20 protein-coding genes are annotated in these 24,705 nt (G+C 62.7%); 17 read left to right on the top strand and 3 right to left on the bottom strand.

Features of this window, described 5'->3' with window-relative positions; translation table 11 throughout:
* Nucleotides 1–17: 17 nt before the first annotated feature.
* The 3 genes from ACK3R5_RS15660 to ACK3R5_RS15650 form a co-directional block, all read right to left on the bottom strand.
* Nucleotides 18–5,096: a DNA polymerase II large subunit gene (locus ACK3R5_RS15660; RefSeq protein WP_411967620.1), complete on the bottom strand. Its 5,079-nt coding sequence runs from the start codon at nucleotides 5,094–5,096 to the stop codon at nucleotides 18–20.
* Nucleotides 5,097–5,099: 3 nt separating this feature from the next.
* Complete coding sequence (locus ACK3R5_RS15655; protein WP_411964970.1) at nucleotides 5,100–5,519, bottom strand: PPC domain-containing DNA-binding protein; 420 nt, start codon at nucleotides 5,517–5,519, stop codon at nucleotides 5,100–5,102.
* A gap of 91 nt (nucleotides 5,520–5,610) precedes the next feature.
* Nucleotides 5,611–5,778: a hypothetical protein gene (locus ACK3R5_RS15650; RefSeq protein WP_411964969.1), complete on the bottom strand. Its 168-nt coding sequence runs from the start codon at nucleotides 5,776–5,778 to the stop codon at nucleotides 5,611–5,613.
* 234 nt (nucleotides 5,779–6,012) lie between these two features.
* Between ACK3R5_RS15650 and ACK3R5_RS15645 the strand changes: the two genes are divergently transcribed.
* The 17 genes from ACK3R5_RS15645 (at nucleotide 6,013) to argC (ending at nucleotide 24,693) form a co-directional block, all read left to right on the top strand.
* Nucleotides 6,013–7,857, top strand: coding sequence for an ABC transporter substrate-binding protein (locus ACK3R5_RS15645; RefSeq protein ID WP_411964968.1), 1,845 nt, complete (start codon nucleotides 6,013–6,015; stop codon nucleotides 7,855–7,857).
* 207 nt (nucleotides 7,858–8,064) lie between these two features.
* Entirely contained in the window at nucleotides 8,065–9,114 is a 1,050-nt protein-coding gene (locus tag ACK3R5_RS15640) for an ABC transporter permease (protein WP_411964967.1), read from the top strand.
* Between the two features lie 6 nt (nucleotides 9,115–9,120).
* A complete protein-coding gene (locus ACK3R5_RS15635; RefSeq protein ID WP_411964966.1) occupies nucleotides 9,121–10,560 on the top strand; it encodes an ABC transporter permease in 1,440 nt (479 codons plus the stop codon).
* Entirely contained in the window at nucleotides 10,557–11,636 is a 1,080-nt protein-coding gene (locus ACK3R5_RS15630; RefSeq protein ID WP_411964965.1) for an ABC transporter ATP-binding protein, read from the top strand. The genes ACK3R5_RS15635 and ACK3R5_RS15630 overlap by 4 nt, the downstream gene beginning before the upstream one ends.
* Nucleotides 11,633–12,967: an ABC transporter ATP-binding protein gene (locus ACK3R5_RS15625; protein WP_411964964.1), complete on the top strand. Its 1,335-nt coding sequence runs from the start codon at nucleotides 11,633–11,635 to the stop codon at nucleotides 12,965–12,967. The genes ACK3R5_RS15630 and ACK3R5_RS15625 overlap by 4 nt, the downstream gene beginning before the upstream one ends.
* Before the next feature lie 3 nt (nucleotides 12,968–12,970).
* Entirely contained in the window at nucleotides 12,971–13,390 is a 420-nt protein-coding gene (locus ACK3R5_RS15620; protein ID WP_411964963.1) for a hypothetical protein, read from the top strand.
* Between the two features lie 58 nt (nucleotides 13,391–13,448).
* On the top strand, nucleotides 13,449–14,057 hold the full coding sequence (locus tag ACK3R5_RS15615; protein WP_411967619.1) for a hypothetical protein: 609 nt from the start codon (nucleotides 13,449–13,451) through the stop codon (nucleotides 14,055–14,057).
* 100 nt (nucleotides 14,058–14,157) lie between these two features.
* Nucleotides 14,158–15,012, top strand: coding sequence for a CBS domain-containing protein (locus ACK3R5_RS15610; RefSeq protein WP_411964961.1), 855 nt, complete (start codon nucleotides 14,158–14,160; stop codon nucleotides 15,010–15,012).
* Entirely contained in the window at nucleotides 15,005–16,789 is a 1,785-nt protein-coding gene (glyS, locus tag ACK3R5_RS15605) for a glycine--tRNA ligase (RefSeq protein WP_411967618.1), read from the top strand. Before ACK3R5_RS15610 ends, glyS begins: the two co-directional genes overlap by 8 nt.
* 7 nt (nucleotides 16,790–16,796) lie before the next feature.
* Nucleotides 16,797–17,399 (top strand): dolichol kinase, encoded by a 603-nt coding sequence (locus ACK3R5_RS15600; RefSeq protein ID WP_411967617.1) that lies wholly within the window; start codon nucleotides 16,797–16,799, stop codon nucleotides 17,397–17,399.
* 82 nt (nucleotides 17,400–17,481) lie between these two features.
* Nucleotides 17,482–17,967: a cation:proton antiporter regulatory subunit gene (locus ACK3R5_RS15595; protein WP_411964958.1), complete on the top strand. Its 486-nt coding sequence runs from the start codon at nucleotides 17,482–17,484 to the stop codon at nucleotides 17,965–17,967.
* Complete coding sequence (locus ACK3R5_RS15590) at nucleotides 17,967–19,166, top strand: cation:proton antiporter (protein ID WP_411967616.1); 1,200 nt, start codon at nucleotides 17,967–17,969, stop codon at nucleotides 19,164–19,166. The genes ACK3R5_RS15595 and ACK3R5_RS15590 overlap by 1 nt, the downstream gene beginning before the upstream one ends.
* Before the next feature lie 313 nt (nucleotides 19,167–19,479).
* Complete coding sequence (locus ACK3R5_RS15585; protein WP_411967614.1) at nucleotides 19,480–20,697, top strand: argininosuccinate synthase; 1,218 nt, start codon at nucleotides 19,480–19,482, stop codon at nucleotides 20,695–20,697.
* Nucleotide 20,698: 1 nt separating this feature from the next.
* On the top strand, nucleotides 20,699–22,165 hold the full coding sequence (gene argH, locus ACK3R5_RS15580; protein WP_411967613.1) for an argininosuccinate lyase: 1,467 nt from the start codon (nucleotides 20,699–20,701) through the stop codon (nucleotides 22,163–22,165).
* 323 nt (nucleotides 22,166–22,488) lie between these two features.
* Entirely contained in the window at nucleotides 22,489–22,668 is a 180-nt protein-coding gene (lysW, locus tag ACK3R5_RS15575; protein ID WP_058571591.1) for a lysine biosynthesis protein LysW, read from the top strand.
* A 61-nt stretch (nucleotides 22,669–22,729) separates the two neighbouring features.
* On the top strand, nucleotides 22,730–23,653 hold the full coding sequence (gene lysX, locus ACK3R5_RS15570; protein WP_411964954.1) for a lysine biosynthesis protein LysX: 924 nt from the start codon (nucleotides 22,730–22,732) through the stop codon (nucleotides 23,651–23,653).
* Nucleotides 23,650–24,693, top strand: a complete 1,044-nt coding sequence (argC, locus tag ACK3R5_RS15565; protein ID WP_411967612.1) for an N-acetyl-gamma-glutamyl-phosphate reductase — start codon at nucleotides 23,650–23,652, stop codon at nucleotides 24,691–24,693. Before lysX ends, argC begins: the two co-directional genes overlap by 4 nt.
* Nucleotides 24,694–24,705: the final 12 nt, after the last annotated feature.

The following is a 24,705-nucleotide window of genomic DNA, read 5'->3' as shown; positions in this document are numbered from 1 at the left end:
AATCGAGCGTCGAGTTGCTACATGAAGTCCGCGATGCCAGACTGTTTGTTCTTATCGTTCTCGAAGATGGATTCGAGACTCTTTTCGAGCACCTCGAGGCGCTGTTTGGTGTAGTCTCGGCAGTTGAACTCCTCTGCCACCTCGATGGCGACGCCCATGTACTTGTTCACACTGCCTTGGTGCACCGTGAGGTTCACCCGGCCCCCGCACTCGCGGCACTCGCTCGTGAGCGGCATCCGGCGGTACTTCTCGCCGCAATCGAGACACCGCGTCTCCTGTCTGGAGAACGCACGGAGGTTCCCGATGAGGTCCGGCAGGAAGTGGCCCTCGATGACGCGTTCGGCGACGTCCGTCTCGTCGACGGCGCGGAGTTTCCGTGCGAGGAAGAGTTGTGCGTCCATCTTGTCCATCATCGACCCGAGCGTCTTGTACGCAGAGAGGTCCGGGCCGGCGGCGATGTCCGTCGTGTCGTGGGTGTGGTCGAATCCAGTGTACTCGCGGTCGGTGCCGAGGAACTCCTCGGCGATGGTGACTTCCTCTTCCCAGTCGTCCGCGTCTTCCATCCGGAGGGTGGCCTCGTAGAACTCACGGGGATACTGCCGGACGATGTCCATGTTGTGCGCCTCGTCGTCGATTTCCGAGGGGTCGATGCGCGAGGACATCACGAGTGGGGCGTCCATCTGCCCACCGCGTTTGTCCGGGAGGAACTCTTTCGAGAAGTTGAGCAGGCCGTCCATGAGGAGCATGACACAGTCTTCGTCCCCGTCGCATTGCCCGACGTAGAGGTCGTGTGCGACGAGCGAGTTCGTCTCCTCGACAGTCAGCGAGTACGTGTGTTCGACGTCGCTTTCGACGTACTCGACGGAGACGACTTCGTCGAGCCACGTGTCACCGCCGTCACTGAAGAGTCGTTGACTCCGAACGTCGATACTGTCGATTGCGTTCGTCAGCGTCTCCTCTTTCCGGGGGAGGTGGAACCCGATTTCGTCGGCAAACCGGACTGCATTCTCCGACGTGACTTTGAGAACCCACGTGTCGAACTCTGGAACGGTCTCGTAGAACTCTGCGATTGCCCCCGTCTGTGGGACCCGACGTTCAGAGTACGCCTTGGAGGCGATTCCAAATCGCTTGAGCGCAGCGACGAGGTCGTTTTTGAAGGCGTCACTCACAGTGTGTGCACGGATTTCGATGCGGTCTGCAGACGCGCTGCCATCGCCCGAGAAGTACGCCGCCAAGAACGAACGAAGAACAGACTTGGGTCCGCACAGAACGTCGTTCGGAATCTGCTTGTCCTTCGCCTGCGAACCGAGTCCAAGAACGTCCGTGAATAGAGATTCGACGAGACGACTCGACACTGTGAGTTTCCACTCGTTCTCGTCAAAGGCCTCGATTCCTAGCGTCTCGGACAACGTTTCAGAGATGTGGTCACGAGCGACTTCGTCGGGGGTACAGATAGTCGTCTGATAGAAACTCCCCGATTCTGCTCTCGTGAATCCCTCCGCAGCATAGTACCCCAGAACAGTTCCGAATTTCTCGCCTATTTCGAGCGTTCTGGACATAGTTGCGGTGTCACGACGAACACCGAGGGAGATGTCACTTGGGAGCGTCTCCACGACAGCATCGACATCACCGAGGAGTTCAACGAATACCGAGGCAGGTATACTGTCACGAGAGACCCAGTTGTAGACCGTCGAGTCACTGCAGTCGAGTAATTCAGCGACCGGTTTCAGGTAGCTCGAACCGGCCGTGTTTTGGTCGAAGAGCGCCTGAATATGCTCCTTTCCGAGACCACGAACCATCAGGTCCTCCGCAGGAATCGAACCGCCAGTCAAGAACTCAGCGAGCAGGTCGTACTCAACCGGGTCTGCTTCGATGTCGACCGACTTCGGTGACGGAACAGCGTCGCCCTCACTGAGTTCGTGTGCCGAAATGCGTTCGAGTTGGTCACCAGTCGCCCGAATCATCGTGTGGTCGGGTGTGACAGTCAACTCTCTCCCAGCACGAGTCTCGACCCGAACGAGTTGGTCGGGTGCAACGTGCTTCGAGACTGCTTCGACCGGTTTGTACGTCTCTTGGCCATCCCTCGATAGTGAAGGAACGTACACGTCGCCGTCGAGTTCCTGTACCAGCGTGCCGAAGTCGTCCGTCACGGGGTTGTCGAGGCGACGTTCGACCAGTGTCTGAACGTCGTCGAAGTGCCAGTCCCCGGTTTCGTCCTGATACCAAACTTCCGTCTCGGGGTGGAAACAATTCCGGCGTTTCGCGGCGTGGAAGTACGGATGCGCATATCCAACCGCAGCCGTCGTGAATCCGACGACGCGCCCGACGACTGCCGCAGAGGTGTGGGGTGCCATCCCGAAGACGAGTTCGCCGATAAGGTCGTCGCGTTCGTCCATCTGGTAGAACGGGTCGAGACCGTAGAACTTCGTCAACAGGTCGTCGACGAAGTTCGCCGTCTGCATCATGTGCTTGGCCGCGCCGTTCGAGAGGACGATGTCCTGGACTTTGAGTTCGACCAGTTGGTCGTCGAAGCGGAGCGGTTCGCCGTCGATGTCCGTCTCGTAGCCGAGTTCGCGGAAGTGTTCGGCCGTCACGTCGAGTTCTTCTGGTCTGACTGACGTGACGGGCAGGTCGGTCATGTCGTAGCGGACCGTTCCGTCTTTGAACGACGAGACGTCGTGTTTCGCTCGGAGGACGCCCTTCTCGATTGGTTCGGGCGTCTTGTTCGAGGAGGTGAGTCCCTTGACGCCCTTCAGAATCTTGAACGAGGACTCGCGTTCGCCGACGTTCTCGAGTGCGCTTCGGTACTCGGTGTTCAGGTCGATGTCCTGCCACTCGACGCTCTCGACTTCCCACTCACAGCGGTCACAGTAGACGCGCCCCGACTCGTCGGGTTCGACGACGGTGCCACAGTCGTCACACTCGTAGTGGGGTTCGGTGTGCGCGCCACAGTTGACACACTTGGGTTTGAACCCGAAGGCGTTGCAGTCGGGGCACTTTCGCTTGCCGACACGGACCGAGACGTGGCCGCGTTTTCCGGAGTCGCCGAAGTCGCGTGCGGCGTCACCGACGTCGCGCTGACTGCCACCAGCCTCGCCGATGGGAAAGAGCGTGTGGACCGCCGGCGAGAGGTCACGGCGCTCGGACTTCTCCGGGCGACCCATCCGGTTGCCGATTCGCGTCGGGGCGCGCTCTCGGACGGTGAACGGGGCGACTTCGTTGACCGCTTCGATTGCGTTGTCGCCGTCGTCCCAGTTGCGGGCACGGGCAGACAAATCGTCGAGTTCCCACGTCCGTTCCCGGTCGTCGGTGAGACCGAGACTACGCGCGAGCGGTCGCCAGACGGGGATGCGAAGCGTCTCGTCGGTCTGTCGGTGTGCGACGAGGAGGTGTTCGAGTGCCTCCCGGATTTCGGGCGTGTTTTCGAGGACGAGCGTGCCGGCGTCACCGCGTTCCGGTTCGTTGTCGGCACCGACGCCCACGCCTGCCCCGCCGTCTGTCTCGGCGGCGGCGAGGTCACCGGCGGCGACAGCGTCGGCCAGCGCGTCGAATCGCTCGACTGAGATGTCGTGCCAGAGATACGTGAACTTCGGATGCAGGGGTGCATCGTACTCGGTTGCCCAGTCGAGTGCCAGTTCGACACCCGGGTCTTCGAGGTCGATAGTCGGGTCATCTCTGAGTGCCTGGGCGTTGGCGTCGGTCGCTTCGAAGTCCTGAATCCACCACTCGAAGACGTAGGAGGCGGGTGCAAGTGGGTGGTTGTTCTCGACGAACTCGCCGAAGTTGACGAGATATTCGCCGAGGTCCAGAATCTTCTCGACACCGTTCTGCAGTTCTTCGGCTTCTTCGGGGTCGTCGATGCGGCGGACGTCGCCGTTGGCGAGTCTGACCGTCGGCCCGTCGATGGAGTCGACGGGGACGACACCGCCTGCCTTCCCCGGTCGTTCGGTCTTTAACTGGGTCCCGGTGGCGATGAAGTCGTCCACGATGTGCATCGTCGCGGGATGGACGCCCGCGGTTGCGAAGCCGTGATTTCGGGCACGGCCGTATCGGAGACGGAATCCGCCGGGTGCGGAGGGGTGACCGAAGACGGGCCGACCGGCGATGAGGTCACGCAGGAACTTCGTCGCGGGTTCGACGCGGACGGAGCCTTCCGGTTCGGACGCGTCTCCCTCGGTGTCGGCCTCGTCTTCGTCGGCCGTGGATTCCTCGTCGTCGGCCGCGTCTTCGTCGGGCGCGGCGTCGCCGTCGTCTTTGCCGATGGTCCCGTCGATGAGGTCCTGTAACCACGGCCAGTCGACTTCGTCGAGTTGGCGAGTGTAGCGCTGAATCTTCGGGGCCTTGAGCGCGATACCCTCGGCCATGACGAGACACATCCCACCGCGTGCGGAGTTGGTATCGACGCGTTCGAGGTCACGGTATCCCGAGACTTCCTCGTCGCCCGTCGCCTCGCCGTCGAGCATGATGGGCATGTTCTCGGCGATGAAGCGGGTCTCTTTGTCTTTCGGCGAGTACTGGAGACCCGTCTCTTTGTCGTAGAGATTTATCTCCTCGACGTAGCGTTCGGCCTCGTCGTTTCGCGTCTTGTACTCGTCGATGTCGAGGAGCGACCGGGCGTAGTCGGCGACGAGCACGGAGAGCGCCTGTGCGGTCCCACCCGCCGAGCGAATCGGGCCAGCGTAGTAGACGTTGACGAACTCGGTGCCGTCGTCGTTTTTGAGAATCTCGACGCGGTCGATACCCTCGATTGGGGCGGCGACCACACCTTCGGTGAGGAGGGCGACGGCGGTGCGAACCGCCCCCTCGACTTTGCCCTCGCGGGAGTCGTAATCACCGACGTTGCCGTCGACGAAGTCGGTCACGAGTTCGAGCGCGGCCTCTTCGCGTGACATCTGGCCTTCGAGTTCGCGGACCCGTTCGGCGACGCCGTCGATACCGAGAATGTTCTCGACACGGTCGGCCATGTCCTTGGCGACCGGAATCTCGACGTCGGTCTTCGGGTCGTGCCCTTGCGCCTTCGCGGCGCGTGCCAGTTCGAAGGCTTCGTCCAGACGGTCTTCGATGCGCGCGAAGTAGCGCTCGTCCTCTTGTCGCACGGGTTAGAGCCAGAGGTCCAGGTCGGTTACCTCGTCGTGGGCGCGTTCGAGGGGTTCGTCGAAGACGCGGAGGTTCACCTCGCCGGCGAAGACGGTTGCCGAGTCGAGGTGGCCCGCCAGTGACTGGCCACTCCGTCGTGAGAGCACCGCGTGGGTGTGTGCGAACGGTTCGCCGTCGAGGAGCGAGACGTTGCCGACGCACGCAGCGACTTCGAGCGGTTCGTCGAACGTGACAGATTGGTACTCCTGGTCGTCTTGGTCGTAGAACCAGATTTCGGCGTCCTGAACCGCTCCCATCGCGTTGAACCACGCGGACTCGATACCCTTCCGCGCACAGAACTCTTCGATTTCCTCGCGCCAGTCCGCACCGTGTTCGAGTCGTGCGAGATACTCCTCGCTGACTGTCACCGCTCGAGCGTTCATGCAACGTACCACGAGCGAGTCGAACTAAAATGTAAACGGTCTCGTCCGCCACGCGGCAGACAGACCGAGTCGAAAAGCAGGTCCGGAGCGGTTATCGCCAGTCGTCGAGGGCGAGTGCGTTGGCTACGTCGGCCGCGAGCCAGGCGTCGTCGCGGGAGATGTCCGCGATAATAAGACGCTGGCCCGTCTGGGTGCTGTCCACCGAGGCCATAACCTCGGCGCCCGAGTCGTCGACGGAAGCCTTCGCATCCGGCGTCATGTATGATACGTAGTGACACCCATATATAAGTGGACCGAAATGGCAGGCACGCCAGCCACTCACACACCATCCTGTTGTCTGAGAAACTGGCTTAAAAAATAAAATGTTTGTTTGAGCAGTTCTCACGGCATAATTCACCATTTGGGTACTGAACTACACCCCTTCAGGATCATACTATATCAAACAAATCGAATACGGTAAGTTTATCCACAAGGAATGGGAAGATTGGTCCGAATGCCAGACACTAACAAACTCTCGCGTCGTCGTTTCCTGAAGGCAACGGGTGGGGCCGCAACGGCCGCTGCTCTCGCCGGGTGTACCGGCGGCGGTGACGGTGAAGACACCACGACTACCGAAGACTCGGGTGGCGAAGATACCACGACCGAAGCCGAGACGACGGAAGAAGAGCAGTCCGGAACCGAACTGTCCGGATCCATCTTCCAGCGCATCAGCACGGGTACCATCACGACGTTCGACCCTGTCGCGGCGACGGACACGGCGTCCGGTATCGTCATTCAGCAGATGTTCGACTGTCTGATGTCCTACCCGGACGGTCTTCCGACGGTCGAGAACGAACTCGCCGCGGACTATACGGTCTCCGAGGACTTCCGGACCTACACGTTCGAGCTCGAAGACGCCACCTACCACGACGGTCGCCCCGTCACGGCGTCTGACTTCGTCTACGCGTGGGAACGCCTCGCTGCGTCCGAGAACAGCCGTCGTGCGTACTTCATCCTCAGCTCCATCGGTGTGGAACACGAGACGAACGACGATGGCTACGTCCCTGGTTCGCTCGGCGTCGAAGCCGCGAGCGAGAACGAGCTCGTCGTCAACCTCGCAGAGCCGTTCCACGACACGCTCGAGATGTTCGCCTACACCTCGTTCGCCGCCCTGCCGGAAGGCATCGTCGGCGACGTCGAAGGGTACGACGGCGAGATGGAGTACACGGAGTTCGCCAGCGAGAACCCGATTGGCTCCGGTCCGTTCGAGTTCGCCTTCTGGGAGAAGGGTACCGCAGCGGCCGTCAGCAAGTACGATGACTACTACGGCGACGTCGCACAGGTCGACAACGTCCGCTGGCAGGTCATCGAGGACGACACCGCCGCGTACAACTACGCGATGAACGAGAACGCAGACTACTTCGGTCTGCCCACCGCGCAGTACGACCCGGCAAAGGTCCAGGTGGAGAACACCGACGAGTTCGGCCGTGAAATCGGTAAGTACGGCCCGGTCCGCAACGGCAAGACCGTCAACTACGTCGGCGTCCCGACCCTGTCCATCTTCTACGTCGGCTTCAACATGTCGAAGGTCCCGAAGCCGGTCCGTCAGGCGTTCGCCTACGTCCTGAACCAAGACCGGATGGTCGAAGACGTGTTCAAGGGCCGCGGTTCCCCGGCGTACATCTTCACGCCGCCGACCATCTACCCAGGTGGCGCAACGGCAGCGAGCGACAAGATCGAGTCCGACTACCCGTACGGTGTCGGCGAGACCGACATCCAGGCAGCCCGTGAGGTCATGGAAGAGGCTGGCTACGGTCCGGACAACAAGTTCGAGGTCCAGTGGACCCAGTACGACTCGACGACCTGGGAAGAGATGGCCACCATCCTGCGTGACCAGCTCGCATCCGCCCACGTCGACATGCAGATTGAGAAGGCAGACTTCTCGACGCTCCTCCAGCGCGGCCGCAACGGTGAGCTCGAAGCCTACACCCTCGGCTGGATCGCTGACTGGCCGGCGCCGGACAACTTCCTGCAGCTTCTCAACCCGCCGCAGACGGAAGTTCCGTCGAACGACCCCATCTCGTACCTCAACTGGAACACCGAGACTGGCGACGCCGCACAGAAGGCGGCCGACGCCTACTCGCGCGTCCAGAGCAACCCCTCGCCGACCGACGATGCGCAGGCTATCCGTGACGAGGCCTACGTCGAGATCGAGGAGGCGAACTGGGAGGACGTTGCGATGCTCAACATCTACAACCGCAAGGACGAGACGTTCTGGTACGACACCGTCAACATCGAGCCGTTCGGTGGCATGGGTCCGAGCCGCCAGAAGCTGAACAACGTCACGCTCAACCGGTAAGCACGACGACGGACGCCTTCGCGCGTCCTCGCCAACAGAGCGCTGAAAACATTTTTACAAGCGTTCAATTAGTCACCGGTATCTGTAAGATTCAGCCGGTACATGTGGTGAAAGTGCGACATTGAACCGGAGAAGCGCAAGACATATCCATCCCACTCATTAAACCCTTACAATAATGTCCGCTCGAACGGTCTGCGAGGTGTCGTCATGAGTCGATGGCAGTACTTCCTTCGCAGGGTACTGATGTCGATTCCTGTCGTCATCTTCGGGACGACAATCACGTTTGCGCTCATTCGCCTTGGGCCCCTCGACCCCGTTTCAGCGATTTTGGGGACACAGTACAACCCAGAGGCAGCTGAACAAATCAGACAGAACCTCGGATTGAACCAACCACTCTGGAGTCAGTACTTCGACTTCATGTACCGACTCTTTACCTTCCAACTCGGCCAGTCGTGGGTCATCGCACCCGGGACGACGGCGTACGAACTCATCTCGGTCTACGCCCCCCGGACGATTTGGCTCGGCTTCTGGTCGGTGCTCATCGCTCTGTTCGTCGGGATTCCGCTCGGCTTCTACGCCGGACTGAACCCGAACACGCTGTCCGATTACGTCGCGTCGTTCGGCGGAATCGTCTGGCGTGCGATGCCGAACTTCTGGCTAGCGATTATGCTCGTCACTGCGCTCTCACAGACTGGGCAGTGGACCAACGGGCTGTTCACGTGGCAGACGTGGATTGTGAAGACGAACGTCGTCACGCCACCGGCGCTCGGGTTCTTCCAAGACCCACTTCAGTCGTTCCTCGCTGACCCCGGGGGGTGGTTGAATTCGTTCATGAAGGCCACGAAGCAGATTGCGCCCGCAGCACTGGTTCTCGGGTCCGCCTCGATGGGTAACGAGATGCGTATCGGACGGACGGCCGTCCTCGAGACCATCAACTCGAACTACGTCGAGACGGCCCGTGCGAAAGGTGTGCCCGGACGGACGCTCGTCTGGAAGCACATCTTCCGGAACGCGCTCATCCCACTCGTTCCCATCATCACGGGTGAAGCGTTCTTGCTGCTCGGTGGGTCCGTCTTCGTCGAAACCGTCTTCGCTATCAACGGCCTCGGGTGGCTGTTCTTCAACGCAGCCATCAACGGCGACTTGCCGCTCATCGGGACGCTGATGTACATCTTCATCCTCATCCTGGTCGGCACGAACATCTTACAGGACTTCCTGTACACAGTCATCGACCCGCGCGTCGGGTACGAGGGGTGAATCACAGTGAGCACACAGACTGAAAACGAAATTCCATTCCGTCAACGCATCGCTGAGAACCCACAACCTGCGCTCGTCTGGGCCGCCGTCGGTGTCGTCCTCGTCGGCGTCGAGTTCGGTGCGATTCTCCAGGTTATCGCGGCAGCAGTCGGCGCCATCGTCGGCCTCTTCCCCGGTGACGCCGGGATGGCCACAATCGCGTCTCTCCAGGACTTCTTGGGCACGATTCCGACACTCCTCTCGCGTGAGGTCATCTCGAACCAGGGCTACTGGGACGGGTCACAGTACGTCGGGACTTTCCTCGGACTGTCGCCGGCGACGGCGTGGGCGATTCGCCTCGTCCTCATCTACGCATACGCCGCGGCCTTCCTCGCGTGGCTCTGGAACGGCTACAAACGCTACCGCCGCTACTACCGGCGCGCCGATTGGACGCCACGTGACGACGTGGTCAACCGCTTCCGCCGGCACTCGTGGGGGAAGTTCGGCCTCGCCATCGTCGTCATCTTCGTCGTGATGGCAGTGTTCGCGCCCACGATCGGGCCGACGACCATGGAGCAGAACATCCTCCAGCCCTACGACTACGAGGTCAGCTACTGGGACGGAGAGACGGAAACCGTCGAGACGGTCCTCGTCGGTGAAGCCAACCTCGGGTCGAGTTCGAAAGGCGCTGGCGACAGAAACGTCGGGCCGATGTCGTACGACGACTTCGGGCGGTTCCACCCGTTCGGGACAGCGACAAACGGGAAGGACCTCTTCACACAGGTCGTCTACGGGGCACGGATATCGCTGACTATCGCCACCCTCTCTATCGGCATCGCGGGCATCATCGGACTCGTACTGGCGATGGTGACGGCCTACTACAAGGGACTGGCCGACCTCGCAATCGTGCTGGCGAGTGACTCGATACAGGCACTGCCGGTCATCATGGTCCTCATCTTGATGCTCGTCATCTTCCAAGGAACGTGGTTGAAAGACCTGTATGACGGGGCCATACTGATAATCATCATCTTCAGTCTGGTCTACTGGCCGTTCATCTGGCGGTCGATACGTGGTCCAGCCTTCCAGGTCTCCGAAGAGGACTGGATAGACGCCGCGAAGTCGTTCGGCCAGACGCCCGGACAGGTCATGCGCAAGCACATGGCTCCGTACGTGTTCAGTTACATGCTCATCTACGCCTCGCTCAGCCTCGGTGGTATCATCATCAGCGTCGCCGGACTCTCGTATCTCGGTCTCGGTATCGCGCCGCCGACGCCCGAATGGGGACGACTCATCGCCAACGGCCAGCAGTACGTCGCGAGTCCCTCGTGGCACATCTCGCTGATTCCCGGCCTCCTCATCACGCTCGTCGTGACGGGTCTCAACGCGTTCGGTGACGGTATCCGCGACGCCATCGACCCACAGGCCGACACCGGTGACGAGGCCGCAGCGACGGGAGGTGGCGCATGAGCGCCAACCAACAGACCGAAAGCCGCCAACGCGGCGAGCCGATTCTGTCGGTCGAGAACGTTCGAACCTCGTTCTACACCGACAAGGAAGTCATCCGCGCCGTCGACGGCGTCTCGTTCGACATCTATCGCGGTGAGACGGTCGGTATCGTCGGCGAGTCGGGGTCCGGCAAGTCCGTCACGGCCCGCTCGATTATGCGTCTCATCGAGAATCCGGGACGCATCGAGAACGGCCGCATCATGTACGACGGCGAGGACCTGCTCGAGAAGTCGCCGAAGCAGATGCGCTCCATCCGTGGTGGCAGCATCGCGATGGTGTTCCAGGACCCCCTGACGAGTCTGAACCCGGTCTACACCGTCGGAAACCAAATCAAGGAAGCGCTTCGTCTGCACCGCGGACTGAGCGGGAGAAAAGCGACACAGGAGGCAATCGAACTACTCGAAGCAGTCGGTATCCCGGACGCCCACCGCCGTATTCGCGAGTATCCCCACCAGTTCTCTGGCGGGATGCGCCAGCGTGCCGTCATCGCGATGGCGCTCGCGTGCGACCCCGAACTGCTCATCTGTGACGAACCGACGACGGCACTCGACGTGACCATCCAGGCGCAGATTCTGGAACTCCTCGAAGAACTCCAAGAAGAGCGTGACCTCGCGATTATGTTCATCACCCACGACATGGGTGTCATCGCGGAGGTTGCAGACCGTGTCAACGTGATGTACGCGGGCGAAATCGTCGAGAGCGCGCCCGTCATAGAACTGTTCGAGTCACCGAAGCACCCCTACACGCAGGGACTGCTCAACTCCATCCCCGGACAGGGACTCGAAGAGGATGGTCGTCTCTCGACCATCGAAGGCGACGTGCCGACGCCGAACGAGAAACCGACCTACTGTCGGTTCGCCCCGCGGTGTCCCAAGGCGTTCGCAGAGTGTGACACCGTCCATCCGGTTCCGGTCAACGTCGGCGACGACTCGACGCAACACGAGGCGGCGTGTCTCCTCTATCCCGAAGGGGTTTCGACGAAGGAAGCGGTGACGGTTCACCGCGAACGCGAAGCGAACGGAGGTGACCAGCGATGAGTACGACGTCCACTGAAGAAGCAGAGATGACCCACGAGACTCAAGAGACGCTCCTCGAAGTCGACGACCTCAAGACCTACTACGAGGACGGCGGCCTGCTCAGCAGTAACCCGGTGAAGGCTGTCGATGGCGTATCGTTCGAAATCAAGCGCGGCGAGACGCTGGGTCTCGTCGGTGAGTCCGGGTGTGGGAAGTCCACGCTCGGTCGAACGCTGATGCGTCTCGAAGAGGCCACTGCGGGCGAGGTCAAACTCAACGGCACGGACATCACGACGCTGTCGGGTGCGGACCTCAAGCAGTTCCGCAACGACGTGCAGATGGTGTTCCAGGACCCCGATTCGAGCCTCAACGAACGGATGACCGTCGGTGAAATCATCCGCGAACCGCTCGACGTCCACGAGTGGAACACGCCGGACGAACGCCGACGGCGCGTCCGCGAACTCCTCGAGACGGTCGGTCTGCAGGAAGAACACTACTACCGCTACCCACACCAGTTCTCAGGTGGTCAGCGCCAGCGTATCGGCATCGCCCGTGCGCTCGCACTCGAACCCGACTTCGTCATCCTCGACGAACCGGTGTCGGCACTCGACGTGAGTGTGCAGGCGAAGATTCTCAACCTGCTCGAAGACCTGCAAAACGAGTTCGGTCTCACCTACCTCTTTATCGCCCACGACCTGGCGGTCGTTCGGCACATCTGTGACCGCGTCGCGGTGATGTACCTCGGCAACATCATGGAGATTGGCCCGGCAGACGAGATGTTCGAGTCGCCGGCCAACCCGTACACGCACGCACTCCTGTCGTCGATTCCCGAACCGGACCCGACAGTCGCACGCGACCGAATCACCCTCCGTGGGACGCCGCCGAGTCCGCGCGACCCGCCGGCAGGATGTCCGTTCTCGACGCGCTGTCCGGTGAAGATTCGCCCCGATGCGTACACCAACCTCGACGACGACGTCTGGGAACGCATCGAAGTGTTCCGCGAAGTGCTTCGTGAGCGCTCGCGCGTCGAACCGTCGCTGTCCGACCGCGTCCGAAAGCTCCTCGGCCGCGAAACCATCCAGTCGGGGATGAACGAGACACTCGCCGAACTCTTCGGCGAACTCGACGTACCGGTGTCGGTCATGGACCACCTGCGTGAGGCCGCCGACTACGCCGAAAACGGCGACGAAGACGCCGCACGGGCGTATCTCCGTGAAGAGTTCGGCAGCGTCTGTGACAGCGAGCGTCCCGACCAACTCGACGTCGGCGACCGGGGCCGGATGAGTCTCTGCCACCGCCACGAAGAGAGGTACGACGAACCGGCCACCGTCTTCGAAACGCTCGTCCAGTAAGTGATGGAGTTCGACCCACGCCGAATCGGTATCAAAACCATCGACGCGGTGGTCTACGCCGTCGTCCTCACCGGCGTGGTGTTCGTACTCACCGCACTCGTGAGCGCCGCCCTCGGCGGTGGATTGCCGGGGGCGAAGTGGCTCATGTTCTTCCTCGGATTCACCATGCTCGCGTACGCCTCGTTGAAACTCCGCCCGAAAGCGGCGTGGAAAGGTGGGCGCGGGGGCGGTCTGTTCTCCGGTGACGACGAACCGGTCGGTATCGAGAAGCTCGTCGGTGGACTCCTCGATTCGGTGTTGCCACCGACGCTCCGCCCGGAACCGAACGAGCGACCGTCGAGCGGTGTGAAACTCTTCCTCGCGGCGGTCTGTATCCTCGCCACCTCGTTCGTGATGGAAGTCGTCTTCGCAATCAACTACTGACGCGTCGCCCGTTCCTGTGGTTCGATGCCTTTTACCATATCCGTCGTCCACCACAGATATGGTCGAGTTCGGAGACGAAGAGGTGTCTAACGCCGAACGTATCGCGAGCAGTGCAGACCGGCGCCGCGAAGCGTGGGGTGCGACCCTCGACGACATGACTGCGTTGGCCGACGAGTACGAAGAAGAGGGGTGGGAGACCGTCCGTATCGCCGCCGGGAGCACCGGCACGTTCGGCCCCGGTGACCTGGAGGGCGACGAGGAGACGTTCGGTATCGCCTACGTCGTTCCCGGTGACAAGGCCGAAGAAGTGTCCGAACTCTTCGAGCAGTCGTCGTTCCCCGAGTACGAAGTCTACCGGGCAGAGAACGACGGACTCGTCTACATGGTGACCGCTCTGCTCGCGCCGGACATCGAAACCGCCGTCTTCGTCGCTGGTGCGTGGGAACAGCGGACAGCACTCAACTGCGCGACGACGGCAATCGAACGCGGTCAGATGTTCAGTTACCTTCAGAAACTCGACGGAACCGTCGTCGGCGTCGTCGAACACGACGACCCGGACAAATTCTTCCCGAACCTCGACGCAATCCGGCGGTACGCCCCGAACGTCGACGACGAATCGGAAGACGGCGACGCCGCAGCAGACGAAGACGACGACACCGACGCGTAGCGACTCCGGTCACAACTCGATTATTTTCCACCGGACGGTGTGTGTCAGCGAGCCGAGAGCGTTCGCAGAGTACATTAGGCGGCGGGATGAAAGCGGGGGTATGAAAGTAGCCGACGCGATGACACCCGGTGAGGAGGTCGTGACTGTGTCCCTTCCGGGCACGCGCGACGACGTTCTGGAGTACCTCCAAGAGCGTGGCTTCTCGTCCGTTCCCGTCGTCAAAGAGACCGACGACGGCGCGACGTACCGCGGCCTCATCTCCCGAGAGGACCTCATCAAGCACCCGGACGAAGACCAACTCGCAGTGCTCGTCCGCGAAGTACCGACCGTGAGCGCCGACGACGAACTCGAAACCGCCGCAGCGAAGATGGTTTCGGAAGGCGCACGCCGTCTCCCCGTCGTCGAAGGCGACACCATCGAGGGGATTCTGACCGTCACCGACGCGATTCGTGCCATCGCTCGCGGCGACATCGACGGCGAGACGCCGGTCGGTGAACTCGCCTCTCGCGACGTGAACACGACGTACATCGGGGTTCCCCTCCCAATCGTCGAACGCGAAATCTACTACGCGAACGTCCCGTACGCCGTCGTCCTCGACGACGAGGCGTCGCTGGCAGGCATCGTCACGGAAGTCGACATCATCGAAGTCGCTCGCGTCGTCGAAGGCGAAGCGGAGACGGGCGACTCCGTCGCCAATCAGGACGACAAGTGGATGTGGGAAGGCATCAAGGCAGTCGGCAACCGCTACATCCCCACGCGGAACGTCGAGATTCCGGCCGAACCAGTCTCGAAGTTCATGACCGCCGACATCGAAACCGTCTCGACGCGCGTCAACGCCAAGGACGCCGCGCAGATGATGATTCGCGAGGACATCGAACAGATTCCGCTCATGAGCGGTGACGAACTCGTCGGCATCGTCCGCGACATCAACCTACTGGAGGCACTGTATGAGTGAGGGCGCAGAGTCCGCCGCACTCGCGGAACTGGCAAAGCGCCGCGGATTCTTCTTCGGTTCGTCGGAAGCCTACGGTGGCGTCGGCGGCTTTTACACCTACGGCCCACAGGGTGCGGCGCTGAAGTCGAACGTCGAAGAGGCGTGGCGTGACCGCTTTGCCGTCCAAGAGGGGAACCTCGAAATCGAAGCCCCGACCATCATGCCCGAACCCGTCTTCGAGGCGTCGGGTCACCTCGATGGCTTCGACGACATGCTCGTCGAGTGTGCAGAGTGTGGTGAGTCCCACCGCGCAGACCACCTCATCGAGGACAACTCCCCGCTGGAAGACGCGGAGACGCTCTCGCCCGAAGAGGCCGCAGAAAAGATTTCCGACCTCGGTCTCGTCTGCCCGAACTGCGGTGCCGAACTCGCCGGCCAGTCCGTCGAGGAGTTCAACCTCATGTTCGCGACGAACATCGGTCCCGGGTCGAAGTCCCCCGGCTATCTCCGCCCGGAGACGGCACAGGGTATCTTCGTCGAGTTCCCGCGCATCAAAGAGTACGCACGCAATCGCCTGCCGTTCGGCGTGACGCAGATTGGCCGTGCCTACCGCAACGAGATTAGCCCGCGGAAGAACATCGTCCGCACCCGCGAGTTCACGCAGGCGGAGTTAGAGCAGTTCATCGACCCCGAACGCGACGAACCGGACCTCTCGTCGGTCGAGGACATCGAGGTTCGTCTCTACCCGGCGACCGAACAACAGGCCGACGACGGCGACTACGTCGACACCACCATCGGCGACGCAGTCGAAGAGGGTATCGTCGCCAACGGGTGGATTGGGTACTTCCTCGGTATCGCACAGGAGTGGTACGAAGACGTCGGCGTCGACATGGAGCGGTTCCGCTTCCGACAGCACCTCCCCGGCGAACTCGCCCACTACGCCGCCGACTGTTGGGACGCCGAGAGCGAAGTCGACGGCGACTGGATAGAGATTGCCGGGTTCGCCTACCGCGGCGATTACGACCTGTCGAAACACGCCGAACACGCCGACGACGACTTCACCGTCTTCCAGCAGTACGACGAACCCAAGACTGTCGAACGCGCTGTCGTCGACCCGGACATGGCGACGCTCGGCCCCGAGTTCGGTGCGCAGGCCGGCGACGTGGCCGACGCACTGGAGACGCTCGCACAGCGTGACCCCGACGCCTTCGACGCCGACGAAGTCACCCTCGACATCGACGGCGAGGAAGTCACCGTCGACACCGACGTGGCGAACTTCGCCGTCGAGACGCAGACCGAAGCGGGCGAACACATCACGCCGCACGTCGTCGAACCGTCGTTCGGTGTCGACCGAACGGTCTACACACTCCTCGCGCACGCGTACGAGAGAGACGAAGTCGACGGCGAAGACCGGACGTTCCTCTCGCTTTCGCCCACCGTCGCGCCGACGAACGTCGGCGTCTTCCCCCTCGTCAGCAACGTCGACGAACTCGTCGAACTCGCAGACGACGTCGCCGAAGAACTCCGAGCGGCCGGGTTCGCCGTCGTCTACGACGACTCCGGCAGCATCGGCCGTCGCTACCGCCGACAGGACGAAGTCGGCACGCCGTTCTGCGTCACTATCGACCGTGACGGCATCGAAAGTGAGGGCGACACCACGGTGACCATCCGTGAACGCGACTCCGGTCGGCAGGTTCGCGTCCCGGTCGATGACCTCGTCGAGACGTTCGTCGGCCTCCGCGCCGGCACCACGTCGTTCGACGACGTCCTCGACGCAAACGAAGTCGTCGAGGCCTGATGGACCCGTGGCACGTCCGGGTACCGCCGAGATAAAACGGCGACTGGTCCACGCCAGCGGGTCGGGGATGCCGCTTTTGTACATCCTCGGCATCGTCGACTGGCAGACGTTGGGCTATCTGTTCGTCTTCGTGTCGGCCGTCGTCACCGTCCTCGAAATCCTCCGCCTCTACGGTGGCCTCGACTGGCGCATCTACGACGAACTCACCCGTGAGTACGAACAGGACAACGTCGCAGGCTACGCCCTCTACACGTACAGTCAGACGTTCGTCGCGCTCGTCTTCGCACCGCACGTCGCGGTGCCCGGGATGCTCATGCTCACCATCGGCGACCCGATAAGCGGCCTGCTCGGGTCCGCACCGGTCGGAGAGATGAAGTCGCTCTCCACGCTCGGGGCGATGTTCACCGTCTGTTTCGCGCTCGCAGCGCCGTTCGTGATTCCCGAGGCGGGCGTCGTCACCGGCACCGTCGCGGCCGTAGCCGGGGCACTCGGTGCGACGGCGGCAGACGGCGTGAAACCCCGAATCGCGGGCTACGTCATCGACGACAACCTCTCGATTCCGCTCGTCGCCTGTACGGCCATCGAGGCGGTGCTGGTCGTCGCCGGGTGACGACGCCGTCCGTATCCACTGCGGCGGGTCGTCGTCTCGGGAGAACGCGATTTTATTTCACCGGGACTCTAACCACTCTGACGTGACTGTCTACGAGAGCGACCTTCCGGGTGTCGGGAAGAAACACGAGGTAGAACTCGGTGGGGGAGCACGTCTCGTCATCGTGACCCACAACACCGGAAAGCGAGAGGTGTTCCGCCGCGAGAGCGCCGACAGCGACTCCGAGAAACTGTTCGAACTCGACGACCAACTCGCACGGCAAGTCGGGACGCTCCTCGAAGGGGCGTACTTCCAACCGGTCGAGACGACAGACATCGAGACGCTCCTCGGCGACAGTACGCTCCTCGAATGGGTAGAAGTCGGACCGGACTCCGACGTCGCCGGGAAGACACTCGGTGAATCAAACCTCCGGCAGGCGACCGGTGCGTCTGTCATCGCTATCGAACGCGACGACGAAGTCATCACGTCTCCGGGTGGCGAGACACCCATCGAAGCGGGTGACACACTCATCGTCATTGGACCGCGGGAGGCGTGCCGCGAGTTCGCGGCACTCGTGAAAGGAACCTAATGGCGGCGGAACTCCTCGAATTCGGCTACCTGTTCGTCGTCCTCGCGCTCACTGGCACCGTCGCGCTCCGCCTCGGCCTGTCGGTCATCCCGCTGTACGTCGTCGGCGGCGTCGTCGCCGGCCCGTACGTCGCCGGGCGACTCGGCCTGCCGTACGTCGCGAACGCCGAGGTCACGACCCTCCTCGCAGAGGTGGGTATCGTCCTCCTGTTGTTCTTCCTCGGACTGGAGTTCAGCCTCGACAGACTGCGTGCCGCCCGGACCAACATCAGCCGTGCCGGTGCCATCGACCTCGTGGTGAACCTGCCACTCGGCGTCGGCATCGGCCTCGCCCTCGGGTGGTCCGTCGTCGAGTCGTTCCTCCTCGGTGGCATCGTCTACATCTCGTCGTCCGCCATCGTGACGAAGACGCTCATCGACCTCGGGTGGATTGCCGACCCCGAATCGGAGCCAATCTTGGGGACGCTCGTCTTCGAGGACCTGGCTATCGCCGTCTACCTCGCGGCCGTCACGTCACTCGTCCTCGGTGGAGACGGCGGAGTCGCTGCAATCGGGCGGTCACTCGCCATCGCCTTCGGCTTTCTCGGACTCCTCCTCGTCGCGGTGCAGTTCGGAACACCGCTCTTCACGCGTCTCCTCGACGTGGGGAACCAGGAAGCGTTCGTTCTGCGGGCCCTCGCCGTCGTCATCGTCGTCTCGGGGGCAGCACTGGCACTCGGCGTGAGTGAGGCCGTCGCGGCGTTCTTCGTCGGCATGGGCTTTTCGACGAGCGGCCACCGCGAGAGCCTCGAACGCCGACTGACCGCCGTCCGCGACGTCTTCGCGGCCATCTTCTTCTTCTGGATTGGCCTCGGGACGGACCCGACACTGCTCGCCGCCGCCGCGGTTCCACTCGTCGTCGCCGTCGTGTTGACGACGCCCGCGAAGGTGTTCTCGGGGTATCTCGGCGGCCGGGTCTACGACCTCTCGACCACCCGGTCGCTCCGCGTCGGCGTCGGGATGGTCCCGCGCGGCGAGTTCTCGCTCGTCATCGCGGCGCTGGCCGCGTCGGGGTCCACACAGGTGATGCGTGAGGTCATTCCGGCGTTCGCCGTCGGGTACGTCCTCGTCATGAGCGCACTCGGGACGCTGTTGATGCAACGGTCGGACCTCGTCGAACGGTTGGTCTTCCGCGGCGGACCAGCGGGTACAGACACCTGAAGCCCGGTTTCAGCCTTCGAAACGGCCGAACGCCGATACCGAGGCGAAGGTTGCGGTCCCGAAAGAATTTAATAGGGACGATGTTGTAGGGACTCACAACCATGGCGTCTCGCAGCACCCGCGCCACTTTTGCCCCGCTGCGAGCCGCTGGCTTCCGACGACGACCGGCCCTTTAGGGCCACAACTACCATATCCTTCGGGACACGTCGAAATTGCTAATCTCCAGTTTTCTTGGCTATAGGCATCTCTACCTTTTAATTTCACAAATTGAATGCAAAGAATTTATTTAGCTATCCCTGCCACAGTCGAGTACATGAAGAAAGTCGCACTCGCGTTCTCGGGCGGACTCGACACAACAGTCTGCGTCCCGATTCTCGAAGAAGAGTACGGATACGACGAAGTCATCGGCGTCACCGTCGACGTCGGCCAACCAGAAGAGGAGTTCGACGAGGCCTACGAGACGGCCGAAGCGCTCGGCCTCGAACACTACGTCATCGACGCGAAAGACGAGTTCGCACAGCTCTGTCTCGACTCGGTGACCGCGAACGCGGACTATCAGGGCTATCCGCTCGGAACCGCACTCGCACGCCCGGTCATCGCGAAGGCGATTCTCGACAAAGCCGAAGAAGAAGGCTGTGACGGCATCGCTCACGGCTGTACGGGCAAAGGGAACGACCAGCTCCGCTTCGAAGCGGTCTGGCGTGCGTCGGACCTCGAAGTCATCGCACCCGTCCGCGAGATGGGAATGACCCGCGAGTGGGAGATGGAGTACGCCGCCGAGAAGAACCTGCCCGTGAAGGGCGGCAACGAAGGCGTCTGGTCCATCGACACGAACCTCTGGAGTCGTTCCATCGAGGGCGGCAACCTCGAAGACCCCGGCTACGTGCCGCCGGAAGACATCTACGAGTGGACCGAACAGCCCACCGGCGAGACGGAACTCATCGAGATTACGTTCGAAGACGGCTACCCCGTCGCCATCGACGGCGAGGAGATGGAACCGCTCGCACTCATCTCGTCCCTCAACGAGAAGGCTGGCGCACACGGCGTCGGTCGCACGGACATGATGGAAGACCGCATGCTCGGCCTGAAGGTGCGCGAGAACTACGAGCACCCGGCCGCGACGACGCTCCTCAACGCCCACGAGGCGCTCGAAGGCCTCGTCCTCACGAAAGAAGAGCGTGACTTCAAGGCCACCGTGGACAACGAGTGGTCCCAGAAGGCCTACGAAGGCCTCATCGACGCCCCGCTCGTGGGCGCACTGGAAGCCTTCCTCGAGAAGACCCAAGAGCGCGTCACGGGTACCGTGACCATCAAGTTCGAGGGTGGACAGGCACGTCCGGTCGGCCGCGAGTCCGAGTACGCCGCCTACTCCGAGTCCGCCGCCTCCTTCAACACGGAGACGGTCGACGGCATCGAGCAGGCCGACGCCACCGGCGTCGCCAAGTACCACGGCTTCCAGGCGCGTCTCGCCAACCAGAGCACGAAGAAACAGAAGCCCGAACTGGCCGCCGACGGCGGCAGCGACGAGTAAGATGACAGGCGAGGACGGCACCTCCGAAGGCGTCATTCGTCGGGACCGCTTCAGCGGCGGCCCCGCCCGCGGGTTCATGTCGAGTCTCGCGGCCGACGAACGCATCTTCGAGGCCGACCTCGCCGTCGACCGGGCGCACGTGGTGATGCTCGCGGCGCAGGACATCATCGAGTCCGACGTCGCCGCCGACATCCTCGCCGCACTCGACGAGGTTGAAGCCGCCGGCCACGGCGCACTCTCCGGCGGCGAAGACGTGCACGAAGCCATCGAAGCGGCCGTCATCGACATCGTCGGCCCCGACGGCGGGAAGATGCACACGGCGCGTTCGCGCAACGACGAAGTAGCGACCTGTATCCGCTACCGTCTGCGTGAAGACGTGCTGAGCGCCCTCGATGCGGCACTCGCACTGCGCGAATCGCTCGTCGAGACGGCGGCAGCGCACACCGAGACGGTGATGCCCGGCTACACGCATCTGCAACCCGCCCAACCGACGACGGTTGCGCACTTCCTGCTCTCGTACGAACGGGCGGTCGCCCGCGACTGCGCCCGCCTCATGTGCGCGTACGAGCGTATCAATCAGTCACCCCTCGGGTCGGCGGCCTTCGCCGGGACACCCTTCGACGTGAACCGCGAACTCGTCGCCGACTTGCTCGGGTTCGACAGCGTGATGGAGAATTCGATGGACGCCTCCGCGACGCGCGACTTTCTCGCGGAGACGCTTTCGGCACTCGCGACGCACGCCATCACGCTCTCGGGACTCGCCGAGGACCTCGTCGTCTTCTCGAACAAGGGGCTGGTCGAACTCTCGGACGACTACTCGTCTACCTCTTCGATTATGCCCCAGAAGAAGAACCCCGACACGATGGAACTCGTCCGCGCCGTCGCGGGCGACGCCGTCGGGGAACTCACCGGGTTGCTGACGACGCTGAAGGGACTGCCGCGTGCGTACAACCGCGACTTACAGCGCGCACACAATCACGCCTTCAGTGCCGTCGACGACGTCTCCGAAGCGGCGGCAGTCGCCGCCGGCGCCGTCGCCTCCGCGACGTGGCCCGAAGACGAACTCGCCGCCGCCGCTGGCGACGGTTTCTCGACGGCGACGGGCGTCGCAGACCTGCTGGCGATGGCCGGCCTGCCGTTCCGCACCGCTCACGAAGTGGTCGCAGAGGCGGCCGCGCGTTCCTCGGGAACCCCCGACGTGGCAACACTTGACGCCGTCGCTACGGACGTATTAGGTGAGTCTCTCTTTACGCACGTGACAGCCGATGCCGTCGAAGCCGCGCTCGACCCGACAGAGAGCGTGGCGAGTCGCGATTCGGTCGGTGGGCCCGCACCCACCGCCGTCGAATCGACACTCTCGACGGCCCGTGACGACCTCTCGGCAGACTACGCCGCCGTCGCGGACGCACGCGACACACTCGAAGCGGCCGCCGAGGAACTCGACGAAGAGGTATCGACGTATGTCTGAGAGAGCCATCCCCGCCGCCGGTCTACCGCGACCACCGCGAGCGGGTGCTCTGCGACTGCGACGACGACCGGTTTCGGTTCCGCGACTGGGACCGCGACCGCGACGACGACCACGCCCGACGCGGGGGACGACTCGACCGGTTCCGCGACCGGTCCCGTCCCCGGTGTCAGGTGAGGGTGGCAACCGAGCCCGACACGTCGTTCGACCGGCCGCCAAGGTTGGCCGATTCGCCCGATAATCGCCGAGAGAGACTTCTTTACGTTATTTTTTGTGCCGTAAATTTCGACGGATTTAATACCGTTCGTCGTCCAGCGATGGATGTAATGAGCGACACCATCACTGCGGAAGACCCACTGAGTGGAGAAGAAATCGAGCTGCCGTCCGACGTGGAAGTCGGTGAGATTATCGACAGCCCTGCCACAGGCGCGGAACTCGAAGTCGTCTCGCTCGACCCCGTGATTTTGGAAGAAGCACCCGAACTCGAAGAGGACTGGGGAGAGTAACCTTGCACATGGTCGGACTCTCGGACCTCCCTGCTCACACTCGCCACTGGAGGTGGCTCGCGTGAACGTTGGAATACTCTACTCCCGGATTCGCCGCGACGAGAAGTTGCTCCTCAACGAGCTCCGCGAGCGCGGCCACGAGGTGACGAAGATAGACGTTCGGAAAGAGCAGTTCGACCTCACGGAACCGCCTGAAGTGTTCGACGGGGTCGATATCGTCGTCGACCGCTGTCTGGCGACGAGCAGGAGTCTCTACATCACGCGCTTCCTGCAGTCGTACGGCATCCCGGTCGTCAACTCCCACGAGACGGCGGACATCTGCGCCGACAAGGCCAAGAACAGCCTCGCGCTCGCAGACGCGGGCGTACCCACGCCGAACACGAAAGTCGCCTTCACCGTCGAATCGGCGATGGACATCGTCGAGGAGTTCGGCTATCCCTGCGTCCTCAAGCCCGTCGTCGGGTCGTGGGGTCGCCTGATGGCCAAAATCGACTCCGAGGCGGCCGCCGAAGCGATTTTAGAACACAAGGCGACGCTCGGGAACTACGAACACAAGGTGTTCTACATCCAGGAGTTCGTCGAGAAACCCGGCCGCGACATCCGCGTGCTCGCCGTCGACGGCGAACCCATCGCCGCGATGACTCGCTCGTCGGACCACTGGCTCACGAACGCCGCGAAGGGCGCTGACGCCGAGGCGTTCGAACTCGACGCCCGCGCGAAAGAACTCGTGAAGCAGGCCTCCGACGCAGTCGGTGGCGGCCTGCTCGGCGTGGACCTCATGGAGACGGGAGTAGTCTCCGAATCCGGTGATTCGGAGGCTCGTCAGACGCAGTCTGACGTTGATTACACCGTCCACGAGGTCAACCACACCGTCGAGTTCAAGGCGCTCAACGACGCCGTCGACGTGGACGTTCCCGCGAAAGTCGTCGATTGGCTGGAAGCGAAAGTCGAAGCGGGAAAGACAGTCGCGGAGGCGACGGCGTGAGCGAGGTACTCACTGCGGGCGTCGTCGGCGGGTCCGGATTCACCGGCGGCGAACTGCTCCGCCTGCTCGACGGCCACCCGAACTTCGACATCGAACAGGCCACGAGTCGCTCCTACGAGCGCAAGACTGTCGGCCACGTCCATCCGAACCTGCGTCACCTCGACCTGCGCTTTACCTCGCCGGCGGACCTCGAATCCGTAGACGTCCTCTTTACGGCGACGCCCCACGGCGTCTCGATGGAACACATCGACGCGTTTCAGGACGCCGCAGATACGGTCGTGGACCTCTCTGCGGACTTCCGCCTCTCCGAGGAAGCGCAGTACGACGAGTGGTACGACGGGCACGTCTGCCCCGAGTATCTCGACAAATCGGAGTACGCGCTCCCCGAACTGAACCGCGAGAACCTCCCCGGCGCGGACCTCATCGCGGCGGGCGGGTGTAACGCGACGGCGACGATTCTCGGCCTGAAACCACTGTTCGACGCCGACATCCTCTCTGGCGACGAACAGGTCGTCGTCGACGTGAAAGTCGGGTCGTCGGAAGGTGGCGCGGGCGCGAGCAAGGCGTCGTCACACGCCGAACGCTCCGGTATCGTCCGCCCCTACGCGCCGACCGGCCACCGCCACGAGGCGGAAATCGAGGAGTATCTGGGCCTCTCTGTCTCCTTTACCGTCCACGCGGTGGACATGGTCCGCGGTGCGGCGGCGACCTGTCACGTCTTCCCCGACGGACCGGTGTCGAAAGGCGACATGTGGAAGGCCTTCCGTGGCACCTACGGCGACGAACCCTTCATGCGCACCGTCGCCGGCGGCGGTGGCGTCTACCGCTACCCCGAACCGAAATCCGTCGCAGGAACCAACTTCGGCGAAGTCGGCTTCGAAATCGACCCCTCGAACCGCCGCCTCGTCGTCTTCTCGGCCATCGACAACATGATGAAAGGCTCTGCCGGGCAGGCGGTCCACGCCGCCAACATCGCCCTCGGCCTGGAGGAGACGGCCGGCCTCAACTTCACCGGCTTCCACCCGATTGGCTCTCCCTGACCGACCGTCCCC

The sequence above is a fragment of the Haloferax sp. YSSS75 genome (assembly GCF_046764215.1).
Taxonomy (GTDB): Archaea; Halobacteriota; Halobacteria; order Halobacteriales; family Haloferacaceae; genus Haloferax.
Note: the sequence above shows the minus strand (reverse complement) of the source record. Positions and strands in the feature narration are given on the sequence as shown.